This is a genomic window from Nonomuraea turcica, assembly GCF_030718205.1.
Lineage (GTDB): Bacteria > Actinomycetota > Actinomycetes > Streptosporangiales > Streptosporangiaceae > Nonomuraea.
This window is the reverse complement of sequence record NZ_JAUZQF010000019.1, coordinates 34,236-54,850: the sequence shown is the minus strand read 5'-3', so window position 1 is coordinate 54,850 and position 20,615 is coordinate 34,236. Positions and strand designations below refer to the sequence as shown.

19 protein-coding genes are annotated in these 20,615 nt (G+C 71.2%); 9 read left to right on the top strand and 10 right to left on the bottom strand.

Annotation, left to right across the window (positions count from 1 at the left end):
• The first annotated feature begins 101 nt into the window (after window positions 1-101).
• The 3 genes from Q9G87_RS40025 (at window position 102) to Q9G87_RS40015 (ending at window position 6,528) form a co-directional block, all read left to right on the top strand.
• Window positions 102-1,211, top strand: a complete 1,110-nt coding sequence (locus tag Q9G87_RS40025; protein ID WP_305921809.1) for an exonuclease SbcCD subunit D — start codon at window positions 102-104, stop codon at window positions 1,209-1,211.
• Window positions 1,212-5,579 (top strand): AAA family ATPase, encoded by a 4,368-nt coding sequence (locus Q9G87_RS40020; protein ID WP_305921808.1) that lies wholly within the window; start codon window positions 1,212-1,214, stop codon window positions 5,577-5,579.
• A gap of 64 nt (window positions 5,580-5,643) precedes the next feature.
• Entirely contained in the window at window positions 5,644-6,528 is an 885-nt protein-coding gene (locus Q9G87_RS40015) for an NAD-dependent epimerase/dehydratase family protein (RefSeq protein WP_305921807.1), read from the top strand.
• Here the strand turns inward: Q9G87_RS40015 and Q9G87_RS40010 are convergent.
• The 3 genes from Q9G87_RS40010 to Q9G87_RS40000 all read right to left on the bottom strand — a co-directional run bounded on the left by Q9G87_RS40010 (window position 6,519) and on the right by Q9G87_RS40000 (window position 8,857).
• On the bottom strand, window positions 6,519-7,139 hold the full coding sequence (locus tag Q9G87_RS40010) for a dihydrofolate reductase family protein (protein WP_305921806.1): 621 nt from the start codon (window positions 7,137-7,139) through the stop codon (window positions 6,519-6,521). The genes Q9G87_RS40015 and Q9G87_RS40010 overlap by 10 nt on opposite strands.
• Before the next feature lie 38 nt (window positions 7,140-7,177).
• Window positions 7,178-7,813 (bottom strand): HAD family hydrolase, encoded by a 636-nt coding sequence (locus Q9G87_RS40005; RefSeq protein WP_305921805.1) that lies wholly within the window; start codon window positions 7,811-7,813, stop codon window positions 7,178-7,180.
• 171 nt (window positions 7,814-7,984) lie between these two features.
• Entirely contained in the window at window positions 7,985-8,857 is an 873-nt protein-coding gene (locus Q9G87_RS40000; RefSeq protein ID WP_305921804.1) for a helix-turn-helix domain-containing protein, read from the bottom strand.
• Between the two features lie 129 nt (window positions 8,858-8,986).
• Between Q9G87_RS40000 and Q9G87_RS39995 the strand changes: the two genes are divergently transcribed.
• Window positions 8,987-9,736 (top strand): dienelactone hydrolase family protein, encoded by a 750-nt coding sequence (locus tag Q9G87_RS39995; protein ID WP_305921803.1) that lies wholly within the window; start codon window positions 8,987-8,989, stop codon window positions 9,734-9,736.
• Between the two features lie 31 nt (window positions 9,737-9,767).
• On the opposite strand, the gene Q9G87_RS39990 is transcribed toward Q9G87_RS39995, so the two are convergent.
• The 4 genes from Q9G87_RS39990 to Q9G87_RS39975 are packed head-to-tail and all read right to left on the bottom strand — an operon-like array spanning window position 9,768 to window position 13,072.
• The gene (locus Q9G87_RS39990) at window positions 9,768-10,715 is read right to left on the bottom strand and encodes an asparaginase (RefSeq protein WP_305921802.1); all 948 of its coding nucleotides are present in this window, start codon (window positions 10,713-10,715) and stop codon (window positions 9,768-9,770) included.
• Window positions 10,708-11,526 (bottom strand): amino acid ABC transporter permease, encoded by an 819-nt coding sequence (locus Q9G87_RS39985; RefSeq protein WP_305921801.1) that lies wholly within the window; start codon window positions 11,524-11,526, stop codon window positions 10,708-10,710. Before Q9G87_RS39985 ends, Q9G87_RS39990 begins: the two co-directional genes overlap by 8 nt.
• Window positions 11,523-12,167, bottom strand: coding sequence for an amino acid ABC transporter permease (locus Q9G87_RS39980; RefSeq protein WP_305921800.1), 645 nt, complete (start codon window positions 12,165-12,167; stop codon window positions 11,523-11,525). Before Q9G87_RS39980 ends, Q9G87_RS39985 begins: the two co-directional genes overlap by 4 nt.
• A complete protein-coding gene (locus tag Q9G87_RS39975) occupies window positions 12,167-13,072 on the bottom strand; it encodes a glutamate ABC transporter substrate-binding protein (protein ID WP_305921799.1) in 906 nt (301 codons plus the stop codon). The genes Q9G87_RS39980 and Q9G87_RS39975 overlap by 1 nt, the downstream gene beginning before the upstream one ends.
• Window positions 13,073-13,178: 106 nt before the next feature.
• Here Q9G87_RS39975 and Q9G87_RS39970 point away from each other — a divergent pair, with 106 nt between their 5' ends.
• The 5 genes from Q9G87_RS39970 (at window position 13,179) to Q9G87_RS39950 (ending at window position 17,846) form a co-directional block, all read left to right on the top strand.
• Window positions 13,179-14,321, top strand: a complete 1,143-nt coding sequence (locus Q9G87_RS39970; protein ID WP_305921798.1) for an ROK family transcriptional regulator — start codon at window positions 13,179-13,181, stop codon at window positions 14,319-14,321.
• A gap of 134 nt (window positions 14,322-14,455) precedes the next feature.
• Window positions 14,456-14,665, top strand: coding sequence for a hypothetical protein (locus Q9G87_RS39965; RefSeq protein ID WP_305921797.1), 210 nt, complete (start codon window positions 14,456-14,458; stop codon window positions 14,663-14,665).
• 46 nt (window positions 14,666-14,711) lie between these two features.
• Window positions 14,712-15,674, top strand: coding sequence for an ATP-grasp domain-containing protein (locus Q9G87_RS39960; RefSeq protein ID WP_305921796.1), 963 nt, complete (start codon window positions 14,712-14,714; stop codon window positions 15,672-15,674).
• A complete protein-coding gene (locus Q9G87_RS39955) occupies window positions 15,671-17,440 on the top strand; it encodes an ABC transporter ATP-binding protein (RefSeq protein ID WP_305921795.1) in 1,770 nt (589 codons plus the stop codon). Before Q9G87_RS39960 ends, Q9G87_RS39955 begins: the two co-directional genes overlap by 4 nt.
• Window positions 17,441-17,564: 124 nt before the next feature.
• Window positions 17,565-17,846, top strand: coding sequence for a hypothetical protein (locus tag Q9G87_RS39950; protein ID WP_305921794.1), 282 nt, complete (start codon window positions 17,565-17,567; stop codon window positions 17,844-17,846).
• A gap of 34 nt (window positions 17,847-17,880) precedes the next feature.
• Here Q9G87_RS39950 and Q9G87_RS39945 read toward each other — a convergent pair whose 3' ends face one another.
• The 3 genes from Q9G87_RS39945 to Q9G87_RS39935 all read right to left on the bottom strand — a co-directional run bounded on the left by Q9G87_RS39945 (window position 17,881) and on the right by Q9G87_RS39935 (window position 20,586).
• The gene (locus tag Q9G87_RS39945; protein ID WP_305921793.1) at window positions 17,881-18,570 is read right to left on the bottom strand and encodes an IMP cyclohydrolase; all 690 of its coding nucleotides are present in this window, start codon (window positions 18,568-18,570) and stop codon (window positions 17,881-17,883) included.
• A gap of 42 nt (window positions 18,571-18,612) precedes the next feature.
• Window positions 18,613-19,953, bottom strand: coding sequence for a class I SAM-dependent methyltransferase (locus Q9G87_RS39940; protein WP_305921792.1), 1,341 nt, complete (start codon window positions 19,951-19,953; stop codon window positions 18,613-18,615).
• 111 nt (window positions 19,954-20,064) lie between these two features.
• Window positions 20,065-20,586 (bottom strand): hypothetical protein, encoded by a 522-nt coding sequence (locus Q9G87_RS39935; RefSeq protein WP_305921791.1) that lies wholly within the window; start codon window positions 20,584-20,586, stop codon window positions 20,065-20,067.
• Between the last annotated feature and the right edge of the window lie 29 nt (window positions 20,587-20,615).

The window sequence follows — 20,615 nt, the reverse complement described above, 5'->3', positions numbered from 1 at the left end:
CCATGTGCATTGTTTTGCCCGCTCCGATCTTCCAGCCTACTCCTGGCGGGTGGGGCTACAGGGACCGCTTTTGTCGGTGAGAACTGTTAGCTTCCTGCGACATGCGGATCCTGCACACCTCCGACTGGCATCTGGGGCGGACCTTCCACCGCGAGAGCCTGCTCGCCGCGCAGGCGGCGTTTGTCGATCACCTGGTGGAGACGGTGCGGGCCGAGCGGGTCGACGTGGTCGCGGTCGCCGGCGACGTCTACGACCGGGCGTTGCCGCCGGTCGACGCAGTCGCCCTGCTGGACGAGGCGCTCGGCCGGCTGGTGTCGGCGGGGGCGCGGGTGGTGCTGATCAGCGGCAACCACGACTCGGCGCTGCGGTTGCGGTTCGGCTCGGCGTTGTTCGAGGCGGCCGGGGTGCACGTGCGCACGGCGCCGGATCTCGCCTGGGAGCCGGTGCTGGTGGACGGGGTGGCCTTCTACGGCATCCCCTACCTGGAGCCGGAGCTGGTCCGCGCGCCGTGGGAGCTGGCCGACCGCAGTCACACCGCCGCGATCACGTACGCGATGGACCGGGTCAGGGCCGATTCCGCACGCCGTCGCGCGTCGGTGGTGCTGGCCCACTGCTTCGTGACCGGAGGGCAGGCCAGCGACAGCGAGCGGGACATCAGCGTCGGCGGGGTGGCCCACGTGCCGCTGGCGGCCTTCGACGGGGTGGACTACGTGGCGCTGGGGCACCTGCACGGGCGGCAGCGCATGGCGGAGACCGTGCGTTACTCGGGGTCGCCGCTGGCCTACTCCTTCTCCGAGGTGGGGCAGGTCAAGGGGTCGTGGCTGGTGGAGCTGGGCTCTTCGATCGCCTTCGTGCCGGCGCCGGTGCCCCGGCCCGTCGGGCGGCTGCGCGGGGAGTTGGAAGAGCTGCTGACAAACCCCAAATATGCCGATCTCGAAGGGCATTGGCTGCAGATCACCCTCACCGACGCCGTCCGCCCCAAGTCCGCCATGGACCGGTTGCGCGCCCGCTTCCCCCACACCCTCGCCCTCTCCTTCGACCCTGTCGGCGCAGTGCCGTCGGCCCAGCCCCTGCGCGTGGCCGGGCGGCCCGAGGCGGAGGTGGCGCTCGATTTCGTCAAGGAGGTCCGCGGCGAGCCTGCCGCACCTGAGGAGGAAGACCTGCTAAGACAGGCGATCGAGGCGTCGAGGGCGAAGGAGACGATGGCATAGATGCGGCCGCACCGGCTCACGCTGACGGCGTTCGGGTCCTTCCCCGGCACCGAGACGGTCGATTTCGACGCCCTGGCCGAGGCCGGCCTCTTCCTCGTCCACGGACCCACCGGGGCGGGCAAGACCACAATCCTCGACGCGTTGTGCTTCGCCCTCTACGGACAGGTCCCCGGGCAACGCAACAGCGCCCGCAGCCTGCGCTGCGACCACGCCCCGTCCTCGGCCGGGCCGTCGGTCACCCTGGAGGTGTCGATCCGCGGCCGCTTACTCCGCATCCAGCGCTCGCCCTCCTGGCAGCGGCCCAAACTGCGGGGCACGGGGTTCACGGAGGAGAAGGCCAAGGTCGTCGTCTCGGAGCGGCACGGGACCTCCTGGCATGGCCTGACGACCCGGCTGGACGAGGCAGGAGATCTGGTGGGCGGGCTGCTCGGCATGAACGCCGACCAGTTCTGGCAGGTGGCCATGCTGCCCCAGGGGGATTTCGCCAAGTTCCTGCGGGCGGACGGGGAGGAGAGGGCGAAGCTGCTCGAGCGGCTGTTCACGGTCAAGGTGTTCACGGCGGCGGAGTCGTGGCTGGCCGAGCAGCGCAAGCTGGCCTGGCGAGCGGCCCAGGACCTGCGGCAACAGGTGGACTTCGCCATCCAGCGGGTGGAGGAGGCGGCGGGCGACGGCCTCCGCACCGCACTCACGCCCGCGACCCTCGCCCCGACCGGGCCCCCACAGGCTCTCTTCGACGTGCCATCGGCTTCCGGCACCGGCCCGGCCGGTCGGTCCGGCGACAGTGGCGATGTGCCGCCGACACCTGACGCGGACCCGTTGCGATGGGCCGGGGCGTTGCTCGACGCCGCGCGGGCCGCCGTGGTGCGGACTGATGAGGACCACGAGACGGCGGGGCAGGTGTTGCGTGCGGCGCGCCTGCGCTTCGACCAGGCCGCCGCCCTCGCCGACCGGCAACGCCGCTACGGCGAGGCGCTCACCGCCCGCCGCACGCTCGACGAGCGCGCCGACGAACGAGCCGACCTGCAGGCCATCCTCGACGACGCCGCCCGAGCCGACCGCGTGATGCCCCTCATCACCGCGACCAGGCAACGCGAGGAGGCCGCCACCAAGACCCGCACCATGGCCGCCGACGCCCTGTCCCGAGCCCGTCCCCTCCTGTCCAGCACATTGACCGCCGACGCCCAGGCCCGTGCCCGTCCCCTCCTGTCCGGCACATTGGCCGCCGACGCCCAGGTCCGGGCCGGCCTTCTCCCGCCGGACGCCCCTCCGGACTCCGACGCCTCGTCCCAGGCCCGGCCCTTGGTGTCCGACGCTCTCCAGAACCCCGGCCCCGGCCTCGCAGACGGCCGCACTGCCCGGGCAGGCGGCGCGTTCCGTGCCGATGACGCTGACCGTGCCGACGGCGCTAGCCGTGCCTGTGGCGCTGGCCGTGCGGAAGGCGCTGGCCGTGCCGACGGCGCTGAACGTGCCGACGGCGCGTTCAGTGCCGACGGCGCTGTGGTGGGGACACCGGCCGCTCTTGGGGCGCCCTCGGTGAGCGAGCTGGCGTTGTTGGAGCGGCAGCGGCAGGCGGAGATCGCGCGGCTGTCGGAGCTGCTCACTGAGGAGGCCAGGCTCTCCGTCGTCCGACGAGACCTCCTGCGCGTGGAGGCGGAGCTCGCCGAGCTGGTCGCCGACGACGACACTGTCGCGGCCCGGCTGGCCCTCCTGCCCGGACTCATGGAGCAGGCCGAGAGCAGGCTGGCCCAGGCGCGGGCGGACGCCGCCAGGATCCCGGCCGTGCAGGCCGTACGCGACGCGGCGGCAGACCTGATCGAGGTCGAGCGGGAGCTGGCCGGGCTGGCCGTGGAGCTCGACGCGCTGGCGCAGCGCGAAGCCGAGGCATCCGCCGCCGACGCCGAGCTGCCCGAGCGCGTCGCCGATGCCGGCGCGGCTCTGGCGCAGGCGCGCGCGCAGGCGGCGGCCATCCCGGCGGCCTCCGCGGACCTCGACGCGGCGCGGGCCGCGCTGGAGGCGACCCACCGCCGCGACGCCCTGGCCGCCGAGCTGGACGCGGCGGCCGCCGCACACCAGGTGCTCGTGGACCACGCCCAGACGCTCCGCGAACGCTGGCTCGACCTGCGCCAGGCCCGCATGGACGGCATGGCGGCGGAGCTGGCCCGCGACCTCGCAGACGGCCGCCCGTGCGCGGTCTGCGGCTCGGACCACCACCCCCAGCCGGCGTCGCCTGCTCCCAGCGCACCGTCGGCCGACGACGAGCGGGAGGCGGAAGACGCGCACGAGGTCGCCCTGGCCGAGCGGGAGGCGGCCGAACGCGCCCTCGCCTCGCTCGAGTCCCGGCACGCCGCCGCGGTCGAGGCCACGGGCGGTCTGGACCCCGACTCCGCCGAGGCCGCCGTCCGGCAGGCCGAGGAGGAACTGGCCCGCCTCCAGGCGGTGGCCGACCGCGAACCCGCCCTGGCCGCCGCGCTCGACCGGGCCGAAGCCGAACGCGAACGCGTCAGGGACCAGACCAGGGAGATCGCCGAGGCACTCGCCGCCCAGCACGCCCACCGCACCCGCCTGGCAACCGAACGGGCCCGCCTCCGCTCCCGCCTCACCGCCGGCCTCGACGCGGAGGTCCACACGGCCACCACCGACCTCGGGACGGAGATCCACACGGCCACCACCGACCTCGGGACGGAGATCCACACGGCCACCGCCGACCTCGACGCGGAGATCCACACGGTCACCACCGGCCTCGACGCGGAGATCCACACGGTCACCACCGGCCTCGACGCTGAGGCCCACACGGTCACCACCGGCCTCGACGCGGAGATCCACACGGTCACCACCGGCCTCGACGCTGAGGCCCACACGGTCACCACCGGCCTCGACGCTGAGGCCCACACGGTCACCACCGGCCTCGACGCGGAGATCCACACGGCCATCGACGGCATCGGGGCGGTGACCCGCTCGGTCGCCGACGGCATGCCATCGGCGGCGAAAGCGGTCCAGGGGTGCGGCGGCGACGCCGACGTTCCCCGCCCTCCGGACGCCGGCCCTGCGCCCGGAGGGCGGCATCCCGGTGCACGTGACGTGCGGACCGATGCCGGGGGCGAGCTGGATGGCGTGGCGGTCCTCGATGCGGCCGAGCGGGAGCTGGGCAGGCTTCAGGCGTCCGCCCGCGGGGAGCCGCGGCTGGCACAGGAGGCGGCCGGGCTCGGGCGGGAGCGTTCGGGGCTGGAGGAGCAGGGCCGGAGGGTGGCCGCGCGACTGGCGGCGTGCCGCACCAGGCATGAGGAGCTGAGCGGTGACGCCGCGCGGCTCGGCGCCAGGCTGGATACCGCACGAGGCGACGACACGACGATCACCGCCCGCCTTTCCAGGCTCGGCGACGAGGCCGAGTTGCTGCGCGAGGCGCTGGAGGCCACGCAGGCGGCGGTGGCGGCCGCCGACGAGCTGGACAGGGCCCGCCGGCAGGCTCAGGAAGCGGCGCTCGCAGCAGGGTTCGCGGACGTGCCGGACGCGCAGGCCGCATACCGGAACCAGGCCGAGCGTGAGGACAAAGCGGAGCGGCTGCGGAGGCTGGACGACGAGCACGCCGCCGTCACCAAGACGCTGGCCGATCCCGAGCTGGCCGCCGCCGCGGCCGAGCCCGTGCCCGATCTGGCGGCGATCGGCGCCGAGCGGGATGGGGCGGAGGCGGCGTACACGAGGCTGGCCAGCGCCCGCGACCGCGCGGCGGCCAGGGCGCGCCGCCTGGAGGAGCTGCACGGCGAGTTGACGGCGTGCGTCGAGCGGTGGCGCCCGGCGGCCGACCGGCACCGGCTGGCCGAGCGCATGGCCGCGCTGGCCGGCGGCACGTCCAGCGACAACCAGTGGAACATGAGCCTGACCTCCTACGTGCTCGGCGAGCGGCTGCGGCAGGTGGTGGACGCCGCGAACGAACGCCTGGACCACATGTCGGCCGGCCGCTACCTGCTGCGGCACGACCTGCGCAAGACGGCCGGCTCGCGGGGGAGATCGGGCGGCGGGCTGGGGCTGCGCGTGGCGGACGGGTGGACCGGCGTCGACCGGGACCCGGCGACCCTGTCGGGCGGCGAGAGCTTCATCACCTCACTGGCCCTGGCGCTGGGCCTGGCCGACGTGGTCACGGCGGAGGCGGGCGGCGCGGAGATCGGCACGCTGTTCGTGGACGAAGGCTTCGGCACCCTGGACGAGGACACGCTGGACGGCGTGCTCGACATCCTGGACGGGCTGCGCGACGGGGGCCGGGCGGTGGGCATCGTCAGCCACGTGGCCGAGCTGCGCTCCCGGATCACCGCCCAGCTCAAGGTCACCAAGACCCGCACGGGCTCCACGCTCGCCGCCATCGGAGTGGGGTAGCGGCGTCTCCGGCCCGCCGCGCGGAGATCTACGCTTATCGGGTCGCTCACTGAAGGAGTCACCCATGCGCGTCGTCGTCACAGGAGCCCACGGCAAGGTCGGGCGTGCGGCTGTCAAGGCGTTGATGGAGGCCGGTCACGAGGTGACCGCCGTCGACCTCACCCGCCCGGTCTGGGAGCGGGACGAGCCGGGCGAACCCCGCTACCTGCAGGCCGACCTGACCGATGCCGGGCAGGCGTTCGCGGTGGTCCGCGGGGCCGAGGCGGTGGTGCATGCCGCCGCTCTCCCGGACCCGACGCACAACCCGCCGCATGTGGTGTTCCAGAACAACCTGATGTCGACGTTCAACATGATCGAGGCGGCCGTGCGGTTCGGCGTGCCGCGGTTTGTGAACATCTCCAGCGAGACCGTCCCGGGATACTTCTTCCCCGAACGGAAATTCCTGCCCGACTACGCGCCGGTCGACGAGGAGCATCCGGCCCGGCCGCAGGACCCGTACGCGCTGGCCAAGCATTTCGGCGAGCAGCTCATGGACGCCGCCGTCCGCCGCTCCGACATCAGGTGCATCTCGCTGCGGCCGAGCTGGGTCCAGCACGAGGGCAACTATGAGCGCAACCTCGGCCCGGTGGTCCGCGACCCCTCCCTCGCCGGCGCGGGGCTGTGGAGCTACATCGACGTGTACGACCTCGCCGACGCCATCGTCCTGGCCGTCGAGTCGCAGCTGCCCGGCCACGAGGTCTTCTACATCGCCTCGCCGGACAGTGCGGGCGGTCACGACTTCGCCGCGGCGCTGCGGCAGTATTTCGGTGACCAGATCGAGCTGCGGCCACTCGCCCGCCCCGACGCTTCGGGCATCTCGTGCGCGAAGGCCCACCGCATGCTGGGCTGGAACCCGAAGCGGTCATGGCGCGACTATCTGGACGGCGACGGGCGGGCTCGTCAGCGGTGATAGCGCAGCCACACCAGGCCGTCGGGCAGGCTCTGGGCGGCGGCGAGAGTGAGCGGCGCGGCGGCGGGAGCGGAGCCGTACCAGAAGCGGGTGGCCCGCTCGCCGGCCAGGCACGGGTGGACGAGCAGGCTGATCTCGTCCACCAACCCGGCGGTCATCAGCGCGCTGGTGAGCCCGCCGCCGCTGTCCACGCGCACCACCCTGACGCCCTCGTCCCGGCCCAGCGTCCGCAAGGCATCGGCGAGGTCGACGCGGTCGACGCCGGTGACGATCTCGCGCACCTGCCGCCCCGGCGGGCGCGGGGGAGTAATCGCGCAGTGCAGGGCGACGACGTCGGACCAGTGGCCGGCCTCACGGAGCGCCTCCCACTGGCTGACCCGGCCGCGGCCGTCCACGACGGCCAGCAGCGGGCCGCCCTCGGCCGGGCCGGGACGCTCGCCCTGCGCCAGGGCTTCCTCCTGGGCGAGGATGGTGTCGGCGCCGGCCAGGGTGAGGTCTTCCCTCCACGTCTGGGCCAGCTGGTAGAACCTCGCCACGTCGGGCTGGAACCCGGTGGTCGCTCCGTCGACGGACACGCCCACGTGCACCACCACATACGGAGGTTGCGCCATGACCTCACCGTACGTCGCCGGGCCGCGATCGGGGCAGGTCAGTCCAGGGCGCCGATCAGGTCAGGCAGCTTGGCGGCGTCGTGGAAGAGCGCGGTCGCGCCCAGGCCCGCCAGGCGGGTGACCGGGGTCAGGCCGCCGGCATAGGCCAGGCAGCGCATGCCCGCACTCACCGCCGCCATCACCCCGAACGGGCTGTCCTCCACCACCACGCACCGCTCCGGCGTCACCCCCATCGTGGCGGCCGCGTGCAGGAACAGGTCCGGCGCCGGCTTGCCCTCGGCCACGTCCTCGGCGCTGAACACCCGCCCCGCGAACCGCTCCGTCAGCCCGGTGACCTCCAGGCTGCGGCGGATCGTGGCGTGCCGCCCGTTGGAGGCCACGCAGCTGGGCACGGTCAGCCGGTCGAGTGCCTCCTCGATACCCTCGACGGCGCACAGCTCGGCCTTGATCGCGGCGGCGTACTCATCGATCAACTCCTCCCACCAGCCCGCCGGCGTCTCGCCGATCTGCTCGGCCCAGTACTCGTTGGTGCAGCCGACGAACCGCTCGGCGTACTCCGCCTCGTCGATCGTCCAGCCGAGGCGGCGCAGCGCGGCCGTGCCCACGCGTACGGAGATGGGCTCGCTGTCCACGAGCACCCCGTCGCAGTCGAAGATCACCAAATCGACAGCCAACCGTCGTTCCTTTCCATGAGTGATCCTCTGCGCAACCTATCGGGACGCCCGGAGAAAGGTGATAACCGGCACCCCGCCGGCCTCGCAGCGCTATCGTGGTGACCATTGCACGGTGAACATCTACCGTGGCGCCCACGGCCGCGCCGATGCCCCTGGCAGGCGCGGCCGTTCTTATGTCACCAACGCTGTGGTTCTGGGTCGTGCTGTGTGCGCCCAGGTCGCGAGCAGCTGGACCGCGGCCTCGGTGGCGCTGCCGGCGACGGGGACGAGCACGACCAGGCGCTGCCGGGAGTCGCCGGCTGGGATGAAATGCTCGTAGCTGAACGTCACCGTTCCTAGAGCGGGGTGCCGGAAGCTTTTCACCCCGTTCGTCCGCACGCTGACGTCGCGGGCGCTCCACAGCGTGCGGAACGTTTCACTGCCGTGGCGGAGCTCGCGGATCAGTTCGGCCAGCTCGGCGTCCGTCGGGTACAGCCCTGAGGCCACCCGCAGCTGCCCTGCGGTCACGGCGGCGACCTCGTCCCACTCGACGTAGAAATCCCTGCTGCCGGGGGCGAGGAACAGCCGCCTGGCCAGATTCGGCCGCTGCGCCGACAAGATCGCTTCGAGCGTGAACAGGCGGGCGGCCACGCCGTTGGCCACGAGGACGTCGAACCGGTCATTGATGATCATGGCAGGCGTATGGACCAGGTCCAGCATCCGCACCAGCTCCGGCCGGGCGACCTCGGCCGGCGGGCCGGTCCGGGCCGCCCTGCGCCGGTGTTCCCGTACGGCGAGGGCCAGCGTGCGCAGGTGCTCGAGTTCCACGTCGTCGAGGCGGAGTGCGGCGGCGATGGCGTCGAGCACTTCGGGAGACGGATGGGCGGCACGTCCCTGCTCCAGTCGCTGGTAGTACTCCACGCTGATTCCAGCGAGCTGGGCGACCTCCTCTCGGCGTAGTCCGGCCACCCGGCGGCGGCCTCCGCCGATGATCCCTGCGCTCTCGGGGCTGATCCGCCCCCTGCGGGACCGAAGGAAGCGTGCCAGCTCGGGTCGATCTCCCATGAGGTCCAGTATGTCGGCTTCGCCGGTTGCGGATGGTGGCCCTGCCAGTACCCGTATCTCCAGGGCCTGGGAACGCCCGCGTCCCGCCCGGCAGGCTTCCCCTCACCAGACCTGAAGGAGAAGACCACCATGTGCCACGACATCGACAGCAGGCCGCCCGCCGCCCCCGTCGTCACCGGAGGGGTGGCCGCACACGCGGCATTGGAGATCGGCGCCGCCGACGGCAACCGTTTCCGGGCCTACCGGGCGGCCCCGGCCGTGCCCAACGGCAGCAATGTGCTGCTGCTGCCCGACGTGCGCGGTTTCCACCCGTTCTACGCGAGCCTGGTCCACCGGTTCGCCGAAGCAGGTTTCCACACGCTCGTGATGGACTACTACGGGCGCAGCGCCGGCACCGGCTCCCGCGACGACGCGTTCGACGGGTTCGCTCACCTGGCCCTGCTCGAACCGCACCACGTCGAGACCGACGCCGCCGCTGCCGCCGACGCGATCCGCGCCTGGCATCCCGGCCCGCTGTTCAGCGTCGGCTTCTGCCTCGGCGGCGGCTACTCCTGGCGGCTCGCCGCCTCCGGGCTCGGCCTGGCAGGCGCCGTCGGCTTCTACGGGCCGCCCCGATTCCTCGGCGACCGTACGGCCCAACCGTCCGCGCCGCTTCTCATGCTGCTCGCCGGGGACGACGTGGCCACCACCCCGGAGCAGTACGCCGCGCTGACCGCCGCCTTCGACCAGGCCGGCAAGACATACGAGGCGCACGTGTACGACGGCGCACCGCACTCGTTCTTCGACGACTCCTATGACCAGTGGCAGGAGGCGTGCACCGACGCCTGGCACCGTATCCTCGCGTTCACGGCGCGTCACAGCGGAAAGGCAGGCGCGTGAACGAGCGCTGCGAAGTCGTGCGACCGATGCGCTAAGCCGGCATGACGGCAATCCGGCCCACGGGGACGCCGCCGCCCAGCACGTCCACGTGCTCGAACGCGGCGGCGGACGTGACGTCGCAGCCCATCAGCCGCAGCACGCCGAGCGCGATGGCCGTGGTGGCGCGCGGGCTGCCGTCGATGACCTTCACCGCCGCCGCGTGCCCGGACGCCATCGCCACCATCAGCACGCCTTCCGCGCCGCCCTTGGCCACGGCGCCGGGCAGGGCGCGCATCAGTTCGGTGTTCTGATGGCCGGTGCCGCCGACGTACTCGGGGTGGGCGCGCATCGCGTCCGCGACCTGCCGCGGCCCGCTGCCCGGCGCGGCCAGCACCAGCGCCTGGGCCGCGCGCGCCAGCCCGGTCAGCGACAGCCCGAACAGCGGAGCCCCGCACCCGTCCACTGCCACGTGCGCGGTCTTCTCCCCCGCCAGCTCCTCGGTGACCGATCGCATGCGCTGTTGCAGGGGGTGGCCGGGAGACAGGTAGCCGGGCACGTCCCAATCGTTCGCGACGCAGGCGGCCAGCATGGCGGCGTGCTTGCCCGAGCAGTTCATCCGCTCGCGCGAGACGCCGGCGCCCTGCCTGATCAGCGCGTGCATCGTGGGCTGGTCCTCTGGCCAGGACTCCGGGCAGCGCAAGGCTCCGGTGTCCAGGCCGTAGTCCGCGAGCAGCTCCCGCACCAGCCTTACGTGGACATCCTCACCCGTGTGGCTGCCGGCGGCGATCGCCAGCCGCGGCCCCGCCAGCGCGGCACCCGATGTGAGGCAGGCCAGCGCCTGGAACGGCTTGGCCGACGAGCGCGGCAACACCGGCGCGTCCACCAGGCCCAGCGTCACCGCGGCCCGCCCCGACGGGTCGAGGCCTACGGCGCTGCCGTAGTGGACGCTCTCCACGAATCCCGAGCGGATCACCTCGGCCAGGACGGCGAGCTCAGGCACGGGCGATTCTCCTTCTCAGGGTGACGGGCTGGCGGGCCTCGAGCGTGCGGGCCAGCTTGGACAGCGACGCGTTGACCACCAGGTAGATCAGCGCGACGACCAGGTACGTCTGAATGAGCAGGCCGTTGTAGGCGGCCAGGACCTTGCCGCTGTAGAGCAGCTCGCCGTAGCTGACGACGAAGCCGAGCGAGGTGTCCTTGAGCAGCCCGACGGACTGGCTGACGAGCGATGGCAGCACCCGGCGGGCGGCCTGCGGCAACACGATCAGCCGCATCGTCTGCAGGCGCGTGAGGCCGACGGCCAGGCCGGCCTCACTCTGGCCGCGCTCGATCGAGTTGATCCCGGCACGGAAGATCTCCGCGTACGCGGCCGCGTTGGACACTGTCAGCGGCACGACCAGCTTCCAGAACAGCGGCAGGTCGAGCCCGTACCGCGGCAGCGCGAACAGCACCACGTACACCAGCAGCAACGCCGGGATCGTCCGGACCACCTCGACGTAGACGGCGGCCGGGCCGCGCACCCACGCCCGCGGCGAGACCCGCCCCAGTGCCAGGGCCAGCCCGAGCGCCATCGACAGCGCCGCCGACACGACGGCCGCCAGGAACGTCGACCACAGCCCGTCCAGCAGATACCGCCACATGGGCCACGTCGCGTACGGCTGCCAGCGGGCGGCGTCGAGTTGCCCGTTCGCCGCGAACTGCCGCACGGCCAGCGCGACCAGCGCCACGGCGGCCAGCGTGCCGAGCACGGTGCCGACCCGGATGCGCCGGCGCGCCTTGGGCCCCGGCTCGTCGAACAGGACGGTGCTCATCGCAAGACCACCAGCCGGCGCTCCAGCCTGCCGGTGACGAACCCGGCCGCGGCGGCGATCAGCCCGTACGCGACCCCCGCGCCCACGAAGATCGGGATGGGCTGCGCCTCGACCAGGTTCACCCGGTTGGCGGCGGCGGTCAGGTCGACGACTCCGACGGCCGCGACCAGGGCGGTGTTCATCGTGGTGGCGATGAAGATGTTGCCGATCGGCTGCACCACCGTGCGCAGCGCCTGAGGCAGGACGACGTGCCGCAGCGACTGGCCGAACGTCAGCCCGATGGCCCGGGCCGCCTCGCCCTGCCCCTTCGACACCGAGTTCACGCCCGAGCGCAGCGCCTCGCCGATGTAGGCGGCCTCGTACACGGCGATCACCACGACGGCGGTCGCCATCAAGTCGGCCTGGATGCCGATCTCCGGCAGGCCGAAGACGGCCAGGACGAGCAGCACCAGAAGCGGCAGGTTCTGCAGCGTCTCGACGTACGCCGTGCCGAGGGCGCGCAGCACCCCTACCGGGCTGACGCGCAGCGCGCAGACCAGCACGCCCAGCACCGCCGCGCCCGCAAAGGACGCGGCGGTGAGCTGGAACGTCACGATCAACCCCTGCCACAGCTCGGGCAGGTGCTCGAGAAGGACTCCCATCAGGACCCCGGCACGGAGCCGATCTGCGGCGGCGCCGGCGCCTCGCCGGTCACGACGGTGCCGATGGAGGTCTTCCAGATCTCCTGCCAGACCCCGGCGTCCTGCATCTTCTTCAGCCAGTCATTGACGAACGTCTTCATCTGGTCGTCGCCGTGCTTGAGCCCGATCCCGTACGGGTCGACGGTGAACGGCTTCGTCACGATCTCGATCGACGGGTCCTTCTTGGCGTCGGCGATGAGGATCGTCTCGTCCTGCACATACGCCACGCCGCGGTCCTGCTTGAGCGCCTGGATGCACTCGGGGTCGCTGCCGAACGTGATGATCTCGGCCTGCGGCGCCAGCTTCTTGATCGCGGGGATGGCCGGGGTGTTCGCGCCTGCCAGGACCTTCTTGCCGTTCAGGTCCTCCGGCTTGGTGATGCCCGTCGTGCCCTTCTTCACCGCGATCGTCAGACCGGAGGTGTAGTACGGGCCCGCGAACGCCACCTGCTTCGCCCGTTCCTCCGTGATCGTGTACGTCTGGAACACCACGTCGACGGTGCCGTTGGCGAGCAGCGCCTCCCTGGTCTCCGACGCCGAGTTGACGATCTTCACCTTGGGCTCGCCCAGGATGTACTTCGCCAGGGCCTTGCCCATCTGCGCGTCGAAGCCCTCGACCTCGCCGGTGGCCGGGTTCTGCTGGGACAACAGGGGCGCGTCCAGCGAGCCGCCCACGAGGAGCTCGCCGCGCTGCTTGATCTTCTCCATGGTGGAGCCGGGCAGGATCTCGGCCGCCGTCGCGACCGGCGCTTTGGCCAGGACATCGCTCTGGGGGGATGTGGCCCCGGGGACGGCGGGGCTGCTCGACTCACCGCAGGCCGTCAGGGCTAACAGGGAGACGGCGGCGACAGCGACAAACCTCTTCATGAACGGTCCACTTCCTTCGATTTCGAAGATAGTCCGGACCGTAGTGGGATATTTCGGAGCAAGTCAATACGTTGCTGGCGGAAGTTCTGCATGGTAGGTATCTCACATGGATCAGCGGCTGCCCGTGCAGGGGGCACAGGGCGACCTGCTGCGACTCGTCGCCACCGGCAAGGCGGAGTCCCGTGCCGACCTGGCCCGCTTATCCGGCCTGGCCGCGTCGAGCGTGTCGCTGCGCGTGGAGGAGCTCATCGACGCGGGCCTGCTGGCCGAGGAGGGCTCCGGCGCCTCCCGCGGCGGCCGCCGCCCGCGCCTGCTCCGCCTCTCCCCCACGGCCGGCGTGCTGGCCGTCGCCGACCTGGGCGCTCACCACGTACGCCTGGGTCTGCTCGACCTGAGCGGCACCCCGCTCCTGATGGAGGAGCGTGCGTGCGAGATCGCCGACGGCCCGCGGACCACGCTCGACCGCATCGCCGACGCCTTCGACGAGCTGGTGGCGGCGCACGTACCGGCCGGGGTGCCGCTGCGCGGGGTGGGCACCGGCATCCCCGGCCCGGTGGACCCGGCCACCCGCCGCGTCGTCACCCCTTCCCGCATGCCCGGCTGGAACGACTTCCCCGTCGCCGACCACCTCGCCACCCGCTACGACCTGCCCATCCTCGTCGAGAACGACGCGAACCTGATGGCGGCCGGCGAGGCCCGCTGGTGGCCGGACCACGAGAACCTCATGGTCGTCAAGGCAGGGACCGGCATAGGCTGCGGGGTGATCGTCAACGGCCGCCTGCACCGCGGCCGCGGCGCGGCCGGCGACATCAGCCACGTCCGGGTCCGCTCCGACTCCTCCGTCATCTGCGCCTGCGGCCACCCGGACTGCCTGGAGGCGTACGCGAGCGGCGCCGCCCTGATGACGGCACTGTCGGAGGCCGGCATCGAGGTGACCCGCCCGGCCGACATCGTGGGATTGGTGCACGACGCCGTCCCTGAGGCGACAAGCCTGGTCCGCAACGCCGGCCGCCGCATCGGCGAGGTGCTGACGGTCCTGGTGAACTTCTTCAACCCGGACGTGGTGGCAGTGGGCGGCAGCCTGTCGGCAGCAGAACCCCTGATCACCTCGATCCGCGCCGCCGTCTGGGAACGCTGCCTCCCCCTGGCCACCAGAGACCTGGAAATCGCCCCAGCGAGAGCAGGCCGCGACGCCGCATTGCTGGGCGCCGGCGCCCTCCTCCTCGAAGCCGCCCTCACCCAGCCTTAGTCGGTCTTCCAGGAAACCGTCCCAGCAGGGCTGCCGTACGTCCAAGCCGAACCCAAGCGATCGACAAGTGCCGGCCGCCAAGCTTCGATGCAGGCGGGCGAACTCACGTCCCGCCCCTGTCGAAGGGAAGAACGATGACGGTTGACACGCAGGTCCGGCCCGCGATCTTTGTGGGCCAGGAGCGGATGACGGTGGCCCCGGCCCCCCAGCTGGCGCAGTGGGAGCGCAACCTGATCGAGCGGCTCGAGCTGGAGTGGGCGCTGAACAAGATCGAGTCGATGCACCCGGACGAGACGATCAGCGGCTCCGGCGACGGCTGGGACGACTGCGACTACATGCCGTAGTAGGCGTCGCACCACACTAACCATCGAATAGAGGGGGGTTGCGCTCATGCGTATCCACGAAAAGTCCGCGCGGATTGCCGTCGTCACGCATGAGCGCGATCTACACGCCTACGCCGTGAAGGCGGAAATGGAACGGCGCTACCCGGCGACCGTGCACATCTTCGAAAGCGATCACTTCAGCAAGGCTCCCGGCCTCAGCTGGTCCCCACAGGAATTCACCGAGCCGGTGTTCCCGGCGACCGACGGTACGGCCGTGGATCTCCGGGCGATCGACGCCATCTGGTTCCGGCGGCTGGGCAACACCCGTACGTCGGCCAATCCCGAGGTGACCGATCCCGTCGATCGTGAGCTCATCAACGTCGACACCAACGCCGCCGCGCTCGGCATGCTGATGACCGACTTCCGCGGGCGGTGGGTCGATCATCCGACGCCGTTCTGGGAGGCGCAGAACAAGGTCATCCAGCTCAGGGCGGCCTTCGAGCTCGGCCTGCGGATTCCCGAAACACTGGTCAGCCAGTCACCCGAGCGGATCCGCAAATTCTGCGACATACACCCAGGGGCGATCGTCAAAGCCGTCCGCGGGGTGATGCAGGCTCCGGCCAAGACGATGACCGTCAGCGACGAGCTGCTGGCCAACGAACCGGCGATGCGCGTGTGCCCGGCCATCTACCAGGAGCTGGTCCCGGGACGGCGCCATGTCCGCGTGCAGGTCTTCGGAGACCGCGTGCTGGCCGCCCTCTTGGAGTCCGATGACCTGGACTGGAGGCCGAACCTCGACATCGCCGCAGCCGAACACCGTCTGCCGTCCGGCATCGAGGACGCCCTGCGCGCCCTGCTGCGGCGCCTGAACCTGACCATGGGCGTCTTCGACCTCAAACTCACCGACGACGGCGAATACGTCTGGCTCGAGGTCAACCCTCAAGGCCAGTGGCTGTTCGTCGAAGGCATGACAGGCTTGCCCTTGATCGAGACGTTCACCGACTTCTTGTACGGCGAAGCAACGAGATGAACCGGCGAGTGCTGTCGCTCTTCCGGCCGTACACGCGACAGGTGCTCCTGATCACTTTCCTGATCCTGGTGTCGGCCGGGCTCGGTGCGGTGCTCCCGTTCCTCACCAGAGACCTGGTCGACCTGGGTCTCTTCGCGCCCGGCGGACCGCGGATCGGCCTGCTCTGCGGCCTGCTGGGCGTGATGGCCGGGATCGCCGCGCTGGGCTGCGGGGTCAGCGTGCTGCAGTCCTACCTGTCGAGCCGCATGGGGCAGGATGTGATGGAGGGGCTGCGGACCGGCCTGTACTCGCACCTTCAGAGGCTGCCGCTGACCTTCTTCACCCGCACGCGGACGGGAGAGATCCAGTCCCGGGTGATCGGTGACGTGGCGGAGGTGCAGACCACGGTCAGCACCACCGTACCCACGATGCTCGCCAACATGCTGACCTGCGTGACCACGCTGTCGTGCCTGTTCGCCTTGTCGTGGCGGCTCACGCTGGTCTCGATCTGCCTGCTGCCGATCGCGGCCTGGCTCACGGCGAAGGTGGCCGTACACCAGCGCCGGGTCATCGCCGCCGTCCAGCACTCGCGGGCAGAGATGAGCGTCATCGCCGAGGAGACCCTGTCGATCTCCGGAATCCTGCTCGCCCGGGTCTTCGGCCGTCAGGACCATGGCGTACGGCGGTTCCAGAGCGAGAGCCGGCGCCTGTCCAGGTTGCAGCTCCGGGCGGCCGTGTCGGCGCAGGCGCTGGGCGCGGCACTCCAGGCCCTCTTCCTGGTCATGCCGGCCGTGGTCTACGTCGCCGCCGGGTTCGCGGAGACGTCAACGCCGGGAACCCTGCTGGCCTTCACCTCGCTCCAGGCCCGGCTCTTCCTTCCCGCCGGCCAGCTCATGCAGGTCACGGTTCAGTTTCGCGCCGCCACGGCGGTGTTCGAGCGGATCTTCGAGTATTTCGATCACACACCGGGCCTCATCGAGGAGCCGGGCGCGGTCGCCTTACGCCGGGAGTCGATCCGGGGTGAGATCAGGCTCAACGGGGTGACGTTCCTGCACGATGGGCAGCCCGCGCTACGCGACGTAACACTGACGATCCGCCCTGGTCAATTCGCCGCGATCGTCGGGGAGAGCGGATCGGGGAAGACCACGCTGACGCACCTGATCATGCGGCTCCACGATCCGGACCAGGGCGAGATCACCATCGACGGCGCCGACCTCCGTCACGTGACGCGCGATTCGCTGGCCGCCTTGTTCGGCGTGGTGACCCAGGAGCCGGTGCTTCTTCACGCGACGATCGCCGACAACCTTCGCTACACCAAGCCGGCGGCCACGATGGCCGAGCTGGAGGCCGCGTGCAGGTCCGCGCGGATCCACGACCGCATCCTGCGGCTGCCGGACGGATACGACTCCGTCGTAGGCGAGCGCGGCTCCCGGCTGTCGGGGGGCGAGAAACAGCGGCTCGCCATCGCCCGCGCCATCCTGAACAACCCCCGCGTCCTCATCCTTGACGAGGCCACCTCAGCCCTCGACGCCGAAAGCGAGCAACAGGTTCAGCAAGCGTTGCTCCCGCTGCTCGCCGGCCGCACGACCATCGCCGTCACGCATCGGCTCGACACGATCCGCGCGGCGGATGTCATCTTCGTGCTGCACGAGGGACGGCTGGTCGAGCAGGGCACCCACGACGAGTTGATCGACTGGGGCGAGCGTTACGCAGAGCTCTATCACCACTGGTCCAAGGACTCGCGCCCGGGCCAAGCGGCAGCCAGAGCGTTGCCTAGCAGGCTGTGACGAGCTCGGCCGGGTGCGCGCTCCCGGGCAGAGTACGGCCGCTGGTGCCGGCACTGCTGCGGCATGGCCAGGCGTGCGGAGCGGATGGCATCCTAGAACGACGGCGATCAGGAGGAGATCATCAATGTCCCACTCTTTCGGCACGCAGCCCGCGCCCCAGCGCACCCCTCTCAGCGCTGAGGAGAAGGTCCGGGCCGAGGCGAACTTCTCCCCCTTGGTCGCCGAGCAACTCCTCGCCAATGGACGGTTCAGGGTGTCCGCCGACACGCCGGAGATGGTGGAGATGTTCCAGAATGTCGCCCGCAGGGTGGGTGACATGCTCGGGCGGCCGGTGGTCAGCTACGCCAACGGCAGATACATCGTGATCGCCTTTGGCCAGGAGGAGGCACCCGTCCTCACCGGCTGAGGTCTGCGCGCCAACCCAGCGGGACGTGCCCGCCTCATCGTTGGCTTGCGTGGCGCAGGGTGGCATCGGCGAGGTGGTGGGGCGTGAAGGTCGCCGCCGCCACCCGAAATTGCGGATCGAGTGCCTCCCACAGCTCGTCCAGCAGCCCACCCTGGTCCGCAGCCGTGGTCAGGCCTTCAAGGAATGGCTCTCCTGTGACGATGCGGTGGCCGTCGGAGACGTACGTGGTCATCAGCACGGCATCGCCGGGGGCCAGGTCCCGGACGGAGAGGGTGAGCACGTTGGTCGATGTTCTGTCGCCCAGGCTGCGGAGGGCCGCCCCGAACCACGCGTCCGCCGGAGAGCTCACATCCACGATCACCGTGATCCGCGGCGTGAAGATCGGCGGGTCGGGCTCGTAGTCCAGGCCGTCCAGCGCGACGGCTGCCGGCTGCCCCTCCAGCAGGCGGTCTGCAACGGTGGACACCTGCTCGCCGTTGCCGAACACGAGCCAGCCGTCACGTTGCATGGCCGCGACGTAGTGGCGCAGCGGATCATTCGCGGCTGGACCGGTCGGGCCGACAATGAGCTCCTGATCGCTCACACGCAGGGCCCGTTCCCGCGATGCCTGGCTGCGGCCGGTCAGCAGGTAGCCGCCGCACATCGCGCCGTCGAGCGTTCTCGCCCACACCACACTCCGGCCCGGATAGCGGTTGGCCTGGAAAAGGTTACGTAGCGACGGCACGGACATCCTCATCGGCAGGGCGTTCCACTCTGACATATGTCGTCATGCGGGGCGGTGGAAGGTGGCGCGCCAGCGGTGCCGTTCCCCGTCGCGCAGGTCCTCCATCGTCCCCTTCTCCAGCCCGTCCGTCGCGAACGCCGCGATCTCGGACGGGGTCAGCGGCCACGGCGGCGCGAACACCGGCCCATCTTCCTCCCGCCCAGAGGCGATCACCAGCAACGTGCCTCCGGGCCGGACGAACTTCGCGATCCGCGCGATGGCCGCGGCGTGCAGTTGCTCGGGCAGCGCCTGCACGGTCATGATCTCCACGACCAGGTCGAAGGCCTGCCGCCACTCCGCTGGCGGGTCCAGCAGGTCCGCGGCCTCATAGCGCACCGCGCTCTCCGGAAAGCGTTCCTGCGCCAGCCGTACGGCCGACTCGCTCACGTCGAACGCCACCGTCTCGTAGCCGAGCCCCGCCACGTATTCGGCGTCCTCCCCCAGCCCGGCCCCCACGACGAGCGCCCGCCCCGTCCCGGGGACGCCCCACTCGGACAGCAGGAAGTGCGGCGACCGTGAGTCCCACGGCACGATCGCGTCCCCGTTCGCCGATTCGGCGTAAAGCCGCTCGAACCAGCCCACCGGATCTCCGGAAGCCAGCGACTCGGCGGCCAGCCTGATGGCGTCCTCGTCAGGATCTCTCCCCGTCATCCATGCCCCCAGCAGGATCCCGTATGGTTCGCCACGCTCCGCTTTCGCTGCCAGTTCTACCAGATTGACCCGATCGCCCAGCGGGCCGACCAGCTCGCGCTGCACGAAGGGGTGGTCGTGCACGTACCCCTTGCGCCGCAGCACCACGTCGAACAGCGGCAGCAGCACGCAGACGCCGGGCGTGGGATGCGGACAGGGCTGCTCCGCATGCCGCCACTCCAGCTCGCCCGCCCGGCCGGCGACCACCAGCTCGAGGACGTCCAGCGCGGTGGCGGGCCGGGCGAGTAGCTTGGTCGCGGCCTCGAGGACGGACTCGCGCTCCGCCACCAGGACGCCCTTCCAGCTCTCGACCGGGAGCTCGTCCAGCCGAAACGGCTTCAGGCCGAGCACGAAGCCGCCACGTCCCAGCAGCTGATGGCTGATCACCTTCCCCAGCCGGCGCTCGAGCCTGCCCTCCACCCGCGACACCACCCCTGAGGGCACGCGCTCAGGGATGGTCCAGGGGCGTTCGCCGAACAGCTCCCTCTCATCCGGATGTTCGTCCGCGAACGCGTCGACGTGCGGCGCGATGCGAGCCATCAGTCCATCCTGCTGGATCTTCCACTGGAAGCTTTCGTAGACGTCCAAGGCGCCACCCCGGTGCGCGAACGGCGCCACGTAGCGGGTCAGATGCCAGTTGAAGGCGCTTGTCACGAACAGCTCGGCCAGCGAGGCGGCGGACAGGTGTTCTCCGCCGACCGCGGAGCGGGTCGCGCCCCAGACGGTGCGCCGCAGTGGCCGGCACGCATCCCGCAGCTCGTCCGACTAGGTGGCGCGAAAGGGGAACAGATGGACGGCCCGGTATTCATGCGGCCGCCACAGCTTCACCGCCAGCAGTTCCCTGACCATGAGCGCGTGCAGGTCCGGCGCGCTCAGCCCCATGAGCAGGGGCGGCCCCAGCAGGAGCTCGGGCGTGCCGCGCCACCTGCGGTCGGCCCGTACGGAGGCCAGGGCGGTCAGTCGCACGCGGGGCGGGCTGTCGTAGCCCGCCACCCGCGCGGCGTCGGCCGCCATCTGCGCCAACCGGGGATGGTCATCCACCCGGAGCATGGGGTCGCGCCAGCGATCGAGCCTCGGCACCCTGTCCACCACGAACGCGACCGCGCCGGCGGCGAACGCGGCGGCCACGATCGGCCCCACCTCGACGGCCCCGCTGACCAGCACCAGGCCGGCACCGGCGCCCATGATCGCCACCACGCCTGCGGCCAGCTTCACGGGCTGGGGCAACAGGCCGGACGGTTCGAGAGCCAGCCGGAGCCGTAACACGCGCCACCGAGTCAACCGCACGGCCGAGCCTCCCACGCGCGAAATGATCA

Bases quoted from the DNA above. Each gene is read 5' to 3' on its own strand.
- Q9G87_RS40015 (WP_305921807.1), top strand. From the start codon at position 5,644: ATGCGCGTCGTCGTCACAGGAGCCCACGGCAAGGTCGGGCGTGCGGCT.
- Q9G87_RS39980 (WP_305921800.1), bottom strand. From the start codon at position 12,167: ATGGGAGTCCTTCTCGAGCACCTGCCCGAGCTGTGGCAGGGGTTGATC.
- Q9G87_RS39950 (WP_305921794.1), top strand. From the start codon at position 17,565: ATGTCCCACTCTTTCGGCACGCAGCCCGCGCCCCAGCGCACCCCTCTC.
- Q9G87_RS40020 (WP_305921808.1), top strand. From the start codon at position 1,212: ATGCGGCCGCACCGGCTCACGCTGACGGCGTTCGGGTCCTTCCCCGGC.
- Q9G87_RS40025 (WP_305921809.1), top strand. From the start codon at position 102: ATGCGGATCCTGCACACCTCCGACTGGCATCTGGGGCGGACCTTCCAC.
- Q9G87_RS40010 (WP_305921806.1), bottom strand. From the start codon at position 7,139: ATGGCGCAACCTCCGTATGTGGTGGTGCACGTGGGCGTGTCCGTCGAC.
- Q9G87_RS39985 (WP_305921801.1), bottom strand. From the start codon at position 11,526: ATGAGCACCGTCCTGTTCGACGAGCCGGGGCCCAAGGCGCGCCGGCGC.
- Q9G87_RS39995 (WP_305921803.1), top strand. From the start codon at position 8,987: ATGTGCCACGACATCGACAGCAGGCCGCCCGCCGCCCCCGTCGTCACC.
- Q9G87_RS39975 (WP_305921799.1), bottom strand. From the start codon at position 13,072: ATGAAGAGGTTTGTCGCTGTCGCCGCCGTCTCCCTGTTAGCCCTGACG.
- Q9G87_RS39965 (WP_305921797.1), top strand. From the start codon at position 14,456: ATGACGGTTGACACGCAGGTCCGGCCCGCGATCTTTGTGGGCCAGGAG.
- Q9G87_RS39955 (WP_305921795.1), top strand. From the start codon at position 15,671: ATGAACCGGCGAGTGCTGTCGCTCTTCCGGCCGTACACGCGACAGGTG.
- Q9G87_RS39960 (WP_305921796.1), top strand. From the start codon at position 14,712: ATGCGTATCCACGAAAAGTCCGCGCGGATTGCCGTCGTCACGCATGAG.
- Q9G87_RS40000 (WP_305921804.1), bottom strand. From the start codon at position 8,857: ATGGGAGATCGACCCGAGCTGGCACGCTTCCTTCGGTCCCGCAGGGGG.
- Q9G87_RS39970 (WP_305921798.1), top strand. From the start codon at position 13,179: ATGGATCAGCGGCTGCCCGTGCAGGGGGCACAGGGCGACCTGCTGCGA.